Genomic DNA, 8,087 nt, shown 5'->3' with positions numbered 1-8,087 from the left:
GTGCCCCATCAACCATTAAATCCGTATACCCGTCTTTGTTATTGCTGTTCCCCGTGGCCGGCAACGCCGCCAACAACGCCCGGCTTTTCAAGAATCCCAACTGCTTCTGCTGCGATGAATACGCGGCTTACCTGCGCCAGAATGGCCTCGATGTGGAAATGGTCAACAGCAACGATATGGACACGATCAAACAGCGCCATAGCGTGCCCGAGCCACTTTACGGTTGCCACACCCTGCTGCTGGATGGCTACGTCTTCGAAGGATTGATTCCGGTGGACAGCATCCGCCGTCTGCTCAAGGAAAAGCCCGCGGTCGTGGGCCTGAGCCTGCCCGGCATGCCGCGGGGCGCTCCGGGCATGCCCGGCGCCAAGCGGGCACCATTGAAGGTGTACAGCTTCACCAGCTTGCCACCACGGCACGAGGTCTATGACGTTTATGCCGACTAACCGCCGCCGCTGTCCCGGTGCCATCCGTGCCCTGGCGCTATTCGCCCTGATCTGGGCACCGCTGGCGCAAGCCGCCACCGATGCCCTCGCCACCGCCGCCCTCAGCTATGAGGAAGGCCATTTGATCCGCGCCCTGGGCGACCATCTCGCCGTCAGCGAGGATCAGGGGCGCGGTTGGCGGGACCTTCCCTTACCGGCCACCGCCAAGGGCGGCCCGCTCACCGCCGCCGTGCTCAGTCCCGTGTCGCCCTCGACCCTGTACATCACCGGGCCGGAAATCGGCGTGCAACGCAGTGACGATTGGGGCCAGCACTGGAGGTCAATTCAAGGCGATTTGCCGAGCACGGACGTCATCGCATTCACGCCCCATCGCACCCAGCCGGATACGCTGTACGCGGTGCTGGCCGACATCGGCATTCACCGCAGTGAAGACGGCGGCAAGACCTGGCGCCTGATGGACAGTGGCCCTACCCAGGGCATCCAATGGCTGATCCACTCGGACATGCCCGGCAGCATGCAGACCGGTTGGCTGGTGGCTGGCTCCGCCACGGCGGTGCGCCTGTCCATGGATTGTTTTTGCGGCTGGCGCCTCGGCGGCGACTTCGAATCCGGCCCGGTGCACAGCGTCATCGACTTGCCGGGTCACCCCGAGCATTGGATTGCCGCCACCGACACCGGGCTGTTCCACAGCGACAACGGCGGACAACAATGGCAAGCCCTGACGGAAACGAACACACCGCTGGTGGCCCTTACCGCCGTGGATGAAAACACCTTGCTGGCACTCACCGCCCAAGGCCGCTTGCTCACCAGCGAGGATCAGGGCCGAACCTGGAACCCTGACGAGTGAAAACGCTCATCCGCCTCGCGACGGCCACGGCCCTGCTGACCCTTTCCGCCCTGGTCACAGCGGGCGGCGACGCAACACCGTCCGGGGAGAAGCTCTACCAGCAGTTCTGTGCCAGTTGCCATGGCCCCGACGGAGAAGGCCAGCCGGGCTGGGAACACCCCAACGCAGCGGGAGAGCTCCCGGCACCACCCCATGACGCCACCGGGCACACCTGGAAGCACGCCGACGCCATGCTGTACAGAATGGTCGCCGAGGGCTGGCGGGACCCCTGGAACGAAACCCGCCGCCTGACCATGCCCGCCTTTGGCGCGATCATGACGCCGGAGGAAATTCGCGCCGTGATCACCTATCTGAAAACCCTGTGGACTCCGGAACAGCGGCGGTTCCAGCAGGAAGAAAGCCGCACCTGACGAAGCCGCTGTGGGAGCTTGCCTGCAAGCGAATTGCTCGTTCCCCAAAAAAATTCGCTTGCAGGCAAGGTCCCACAGCGACTTCGTAGCTCCTTCTGATCGCGTTTTTACATTGTCATGTTCCCCTTTCCCCGGCCGATCAAATCGCTATACTGCGCGCCGCTCACTTCACGCCGTTCCCACACTGTAAAACAAGGCTTTTTTGTTAATGGCATTATTGAAACGCGGGCTCCTTGCTCTCTTTGTTTGTCTTTTCACCCTGTCGGCGCTGGCCGCGCCACAACACTTCGCCGAAGCCAAAAAAGAACTGCGCGATCACGTTTACAACGACCGCAATCAGGTCGGCGACGCCTACTGCCAATGCACCTGGGACTGGACCGGTCGCACCGGCGGCCGGGTACATCTGCGGGAATGTGGTTACCAGGTGCGCGCCCAGGCCAACCGGGCCGCGCGCATCGAATGGGAGCATATCGTTCCCGCCTCCAACTTCGGCCGTCATCGTCAGTGCTGGCAAAACGGCGGGCGCCGCAACTGCGTATCGGAAGATCCCGTATTCCGCGTCATGGAAGCGGACATGCACAACCTCACCCCGGTGGTGGGCGAGGTCAACGGCGATCGCAGCAACTACAACTTCGGACCGGTTCGGAACGTAGCGGCTCAATACGGCGCCTGCGATTTCAAGGTCGATTTCAAACACCGCACCGCGCAACCGCCACCGGCACTGCGCGGCCAGGTCGCCCGCGTCTATTTCTACATGGCCGACCGTTATGGCCTGCGCCTGAGCAAACAGCAACAACGGCTCTTGATGGCCTGGGACCGCGACCATCCGGTATCCGCCTGGGAGCGCCAGCGGGACCGGCGCATCGCCGCCATCATGGGGCACTCCAATCCGTTCGTTACCGGCGAGCGAAGCTGGACGCTGAACCACCGCAACAGCCGCGAGGGTCTGGTCTCCGCCGTCGCCGATGCCAGTCGGACACCAGCCAGCACCGAAAGCACCCGATCCACGGGCCCCATTCACGGCAACCGCAACAGCAAGGTCTACCATTTGCCCCAGGGCTGCCCCAGCTATAACGCCATGAAACCCAGCAACCGGGTGAACTTCGACAACGAAGCCGCCGCCCGCGCCGCCGGCTATCGCAAGGCCGGTAACTGCCGCTGAGTCGCGGCTTGCGGGTTACGGCTGCCTTACAATTGTGGGGCAGCCTGCCTACACGCCGATTCGCTGCCAAGGCAGCTCCCACAGAGGGCGCTACGAAGCCGCTGTGGGAAGCTGGCTTGCCAGCGAACGCAAAACACTCCCCATCTATTTACAGCCACCGCCTTACCGTCATATTCTAAATTGGATCCAGGATCCAATTTAGAGGTGCATTGTGCCCCGCAAACCCATTCCCACGCTCTCCGGCGTCTTCACGCCCACCGAGACCCCGGCCCATCTGGCACGGGACGTGATCGAAAGCGCGCTGCGTGAAGCAATCATGGACGGCCGCATCCCGCCGGAAACCCCATTGCGCCAGGAAGAGATCGCCGCCCTGTTCGGGGTCAGCCGCATGCCGGTGCGTGAAGCTCTGCGCCGGCTGGAGTCCCAGGGGCTGCTGCACATCCAGCCGTACAAAGGCGCCGTGGTAACCGCGCTGATCAGCCAGGACGCCATTGATACCTACGGCGTGCGCCTGCTGTTGGAACCGGAAGCTCTGCGTCTGTCGCTACCGCATCTGAGCGACACCGATCTGGCCGAAGCCTCCGCCCGCCTGACCGCCCTGCGACAAGCCAGGGACAGCGCCACCCTCGCCCGTCTCAACCGGGAGTTCCATATGGCGCTCTACCGGCGGGCCGGCAACGCCCGTCTGCTGTATCTGATCGAGCAGGAACTGGAGCAGGAAGAGCGCTTCTTGCGCTTCCATCTTTCCGCCATGGGCACCGGCCATCAGGCCCGCGATGACCACGATGCCCTGCTCGATGCCGCGCGGAGTGGCGACGAGAGCCGTGCCCTGGCACTGCTACGCCGCCATCTGAGCCAGGCCGAACAAGCCATCCGCCACTATCTGGCGGGTCAGGACAACGCGGAGTCACCCGCGGGTGATGCCCCCCGAATCGCAGGAGAACCGAAATGATGTTGAAGGACCCGTCCAGCAAATACCGCCCCTTCCAGACCGTCCAGCTGCCGGACCGCCAATGGCCCGACCGCGTTCAGCGGCACCCACCGGTCTGGTGCAGCGTGGATATGCGCGACGGCAACCAGGCGTTGATCGATCCCATGAGTCTGGAGCGCAAGCGGCGCTTCTTCGATTTGCTGGTACGCACCGGCTTCAAGGAAATCGAGGTGGGCTTCCCGGCGGCCTCGCAGATCGATTACGACTACGTGCGCGAGCTGATCGAGACCAACGCCATCCCCGACGACGTCACCATCCAGGTGATGACCCAGGCCCGGGAGGATCTCATCGAGCGCACTTTCGAGGCGCTGCAAGGCGTGCCCCGCGCCATCGTCCACGTCTACAACGCCACCGCGCCAGTGTTTCGTGAAGTGGTGTTCAATGTGGACCGCCAGGGCTGCATCGACATCGCCACCCACGCCACCCGGCGGATCCGGGAGCAGATGGCGCGCTATCCGGACACCGACTGGACCTTCCAGTACTCCCCGGAGACCTTCTGCTTCACCGAGCAGGATTTCGCTCTGGAAATCTGCGAGGCGGTGATGGACGTGATGGCACCCACGCCGCAGCACAAAATGATCCTCAACCTGCCCACCACCGTGGAGGTCGCCACCGCCAACGTGTTCGCCGACCAGATCGAGTGGTTCTGCCGTCACCTCTCCCGGCGGGACAGCGTCATCATCAGCGTGCACCCGCACAACGACCGTGGCACCGGCGTTTCCAGCGCGGAACTGGCATTGCTGGCCGGCGCCGAGCGGGTCGAAGGCACCTTGTTCGGCAACGGCGAACGCACCGGCAATCTGGACCTGCTCAACCTGGCCATGAACCTGTACGCCGCCGGCGTCAGCCCGGGCCTGGATTTCTCCGACATCCACCACACCCAGCGGGAAGTGGAATATTGCAACCAGCTGCCGGTGCATCCGCGTCACCCCTATTCCGGTGATCTGGTTTTCACCGCCTTCTCCGGCTCCCACCAGGACGCCATCAAAAAAGGCTTCGCCGCCCGCGCCAACAACCCGCAAGGATTTTGGGAAGTGCCCTATCTGCCGGTGGACCCGGCCGACCTGGGACGCAGCTATGAAGCGGTGATCCGCGTCAACAGCCAATCCGGCAAAGGCGGCGTGGCTTATCTGATGGAACAGCACGGCATCACCCTGCCCCGCCGTCTGCAGATGGAGTTCAGTACCGCGGTGCAACTGATCGCCGACCAAACCGGCCGCGAAATCACCGGCGACATGATTCTCGAGTGCTTCCGCAAGGAGTACCTGTTCGAAGCAGCCCCCCTGGCGCTGCGGGATCCGGTGGTGACCACCACCGACGGCCAGGCCCGTCTGCGTGGCACTCTGCAAACGCTGGAAAGCGAACTCACCCTGCAAGGCAGCGGCAACGGGCCGTTATCGGCGCTGGTCGATGCCTGCGCCCACCTGGGGCTGACGTTCGATATCGCCGACTACCACCAGCATTCCGCCGGTGATGGCGCCGACTCGGAAGCTTACGCCTACGTGGAAATCCGGGTGGGCACCCGGCAGTTGTTCGGCGTCGCCCGGGACCAGAATGTGCTCACCGCCTCCCTCCAGGCCCTGATCTGCGCCCTCAACCGGGCGATAGGCAAAGGATGGCTGGCCATGGAAAGCCATCAAAATGTGACACACCTAACACTAACAGACTGATTTATAGGCATTTTACACACAGTTACCGTCACCTGTGAGAGAGTAAGGGCCTCGCTGGCGACCAAGGATTCGGTCACACCCGCCCCCAACGGGTGCCAATCAGTGAGACCCCTTCTTTCAGGTATTGAAAGCATGGCCGTTCTAATCCCCCCCCCCCAAGAACGGCCATCTCTTTTTTCCTTGCTTCCTGATCCCCAGCCTGCCTACCTCCTCATAAATCTGGCGGATTAGACGCCCCTTTGTGCTTTCGCTAAACTGCCAACTGAAGGTTGACTTCCGTTCCGTCATAAGGTTAGGAAATAAAAGGCCAGGGATATGCAGCAGCAAACGAATTTCGATATGCCCGAGCGGCTTCCGTTCCTGGAAGCGGTGTGCTGGGAGTTGCGCGACGTGCATAACCTCACCTTGGACGAAATGCTCAATCGCTATGAACGTGGCTGGGCCTACCGGGGTGCCTTGGCTGATCTGGAAGGTCCGGAGAAAGCCTTTGTCCGGAAACTGGCCGTCGCCAAGGGTTCTTGGCTTCAACTCGATGTTTGATCACGAACATCATTGCAAAATTCTGAGTGTTCTCAACGCGCTCGATCCCTCCCTGTTCAAGGAAACCGGCTCTTATTTCGGCGGAGGCACCCTGATCTCCTTGCTGCACGATGAATATCGCTGGAGCAAGGATGTCGACTTCCTCTGCGCCGTCGGCCCCGGCTACCGCAAGTTGCGTCAAGCGGCGATGGAAGCAGCCTTCGCTCCTTCCTTTTTATTTCTCAATCAGGACAACCTGGAATTTCCCCGAGATCTCACAGCGGATCAATATGGGATCCGCTTCCTGGTAATGGTCGATGCCACTCCGATCAAATTCGAGATTGTGGCGGAAGCCCGGATCGAGCTTGGGGAACCAGAAACCCACGAATGGCTGAATGTGCCTTGCCTGAATCAAACGGACCGCTACGCTGAAAAATTACTGGCCAACGCTGATCGCTGGGCAGACTCCAGCATTGAATCCCGTGACCTGATTGATCTGGCGGTTCTCAGATTACATGGTGAGCATAGCGATGCCGCCATTGCCAAGGCGGAAGCCGCCTATCCCGTACTGGAGCCTCTCAAAAAAGCATTGGCGAAGTTCCAAACCTCGGAAGACTATAGAAGGAAGTGCTTCGATGCTCTCGAAATCCGGGATCGTTCCATGATCCTGGACGGCATCGACCTCCTCGCTGCCGACCAGAACCTACCGAAGACAAAACGTTCGCGTTCCGAAGTCTAACTCTGGGATCAGTCGGATTCGCCAGCAGGGCTGGCGAATCTTTTGCAGTCGAGAGCCCACTCGCTGGCAAGCCAGCTTCCCATGGATCGTGCGACGAAGCCGCTGTGGGAGCTGCCCTGGCGGCGAATACAGCGCGAATCCATATCTCCAGAATCAACAGCTCTCCACAGCCACTCAACACTCCGTGCACATCCGTTTACTTTTTGGTTATAAACCGCTGCCGTACAAATACCCCCTCGCATCCCCTTAAAAGAAAAACGGCCCAATAAGAATATTGATGGCCAACTTTCCTGTCCCCTTTTTTTGCACCTCCGGTGCAGATTGGTAGCACTGTCTTTTTCTCAATCAAAAATTGCTTTTGCAAACGTCCCAAGCACCTTCTATTTATCCTGTAAAAATCACTGCAAATCGAGCTCTTCGCTTTTAAATGGCGCAGAAGATAAAGGTCAACTCTTTGATTTATAAAGACTTATTTTTCACCTTCGAGTCCCTGTTTGAAACTTTAGTGCCAACTTGTTACGTGCCCCCATTCTTATGGGGTACTCTCCATTGAACCGGAGAAGCCGCCCGGGGATGGGCAAGCGCCGGCCTCTCGAACAATAAAACATCACTACGATAAGAAGATAATCAGGAGGATTGTCAGCAATGACACTAAGCCCCGTATTGAACCGTGGCCTCGGTGCCGCGGCGCTGTTGCTTGCCCCGGCGATTGCTTGCGCGAACATGGGTAACCTGGGCACCACCTACGGCGTCATGCCCAGCGATGTCGCCACCGTCCAGGCCCTCTCCATGTTCAACACCCAGGTCTCCACCACCTACTACAATCCGGCTTTCCTCGCCCGCGACACCCGTGGCGAACTGACCGCCGGACTCATGCACGCCGATCCCAACCTCAAGGCGGACAGCCAGAACCACGGCAAGTACAAGGTCCAGGATGATCCCGCACAACAAATCCTCCTCGGCCTGCGCACCGATCTCTCCGACATCGCCGAACTGGGCCAGCCCCTGGTTCTCGGCCTGCTGCTCGGCTCCGAGAAGTACTCCAAGGAACTGATGGCCTTCACCTCCCAGACCGCCCCCTATGGTCAGTACTTCAGCCATGGCCGTGAGCCGCTGTTCCTGTCCCTGGGCATCGGCACCAACATCTGGCGTGGCCTCGCCATCGGCTTCGCCACCCGTGTCACCCTGCCCTACGACGCCAAGCTGGTCGCCCACACCGACCTCTCCGGCAACACCCAGTACGAGGCCCTCGACGTCACCGCCAAGCCAGTGCTGCGGCCCATCCTCAGCATGAGCCTGGACT

At 60.8% G+C, this 8,087-nt stretch carries 8 protein-coding genes and 1 pseudogene; all 9 read left to right on the top strand.

Annotation, left to right across the window (positions count from 1 at the left end):
* Positions 1–446: DUF411 domain-containing protein (locus MA04_RS21390; protein WP_316252639.1), on the top strand; the 446-nt coding region annotated here is incomplete at its 5' end.
* Positions 427–1,293: a WD40/YVTN/BNR-like repeat-containing protein gene (locus tag MA04_RS21385; RefSeq protein WP_262462767.1), complete on the top strand. Its 867-nt coding sequence runs from the start codon at positions 427–429 to the stop codon at positions 1,291–1,293. The genes MA04_RS21390 and MA04_RS21385, both read left to right, overlap by 20 nt.
* On the top strand, positions 1,290–1,703 hold the full coding sequence (locus MA04_RS21380) for a c-type cytochrome (protein ID WP_116028126.1): 414 nt from the start codon (positions 1,290–1,292) through the stop codon (positions 1,701–1,703). The genes MA04_RS21385 and MA04_RS21380 overlap by 4 nt, the downstream gene beginning before the upstream one ends.
* Before the next feature lie 208 nt (positions 1,704–1,911).
* The gene (locus tag MA04_RS21375) at positions 1,912–2,865 is read left to right on the top strand and encodes an endonuclease (RefSeq protein WP_262462763.1); all 954 of its coding nucleotides are present in this window, start codon (positions 1,912–1,914) and stop codon (positions 2,863–2,865) included.
* 211 nt (positions 2,866–3,076) lie between these two features.
* Complete coding sequence (locus tag MA04_RS21370; RefSeq protein WP_262462761.1) at positions 3,077–3,817, top strand: GntR family transcriptional regulator; 741 nt, start codon at positions 3,077–3,079, stop codon at positions 3,815–3,817.
* Positions 3,814–5,526 (top strand): 2-isopropylmalate synthase, encoded by a 1,713-nt coding sequence (gene leuA, locus MA04_RS21365; RefSeq protein ID WP_262462758.1) that lies wholly within the window; start codon positions 3,814–3,816, stop codon positions 5,524–5,526. The genes MA04_RS21370 and leuA overlap by 4 nt, the downstream gene beginning before the upstream one ends.
* A 315-nt stretch (positions 5,527–5,841) precedes the next feature.
* The gene (locus MA04_RS21360) at positions 5,842–6,066 is read left to right on the top strand and encodes a hypothetical protein (protein ID WP_205475492.1); all 225 of its coding nucleotides are present in this window, start codon (positions 5,842–5,844) and stop codon (positions 6,064–6,066) included.
* Positions 6,059–6,784, top strand: coding sequence for a nucleotidyl transferase AbiEii/AbiGii toxin family protein (locus MA04_RS21355; RefSeq protein WP_205475491.1), 726 nt, complete (start codon positions 6,059–6,061; stop codon positions 6,782–6,784). The genes MA04_RS21360 and MA04_RS21355 overlap by 8 nt, the downstream gene beginning before the upstream one ends.
* A gap of 645 nt (positions 6,785–7,429) precedes the next feature.
* Positions 7,430–8,087 (top strand): annotated as a pseudogene (locus MA04_RS21350) (aromatic hydrocarbon degradation protein); the annotation flags it as partial.

Source organism: Alloalcanivorax balearicus MACL04, assembly GCF_025532145.1.
In the GTDB taxonomy this organism is placed as follows: domain Bacteria; phylum Pseudomonadota; class Gammaproteobacteria; order Pseudomonadales; family Alcanivoracaceae; genus Alloalcanivorax; species Alloalcanivorax balearicus.
Note: the sequence above shows the minus strand (reverse complement) of the source record. Positions and strands in the feature narration are given on the sequence as shown.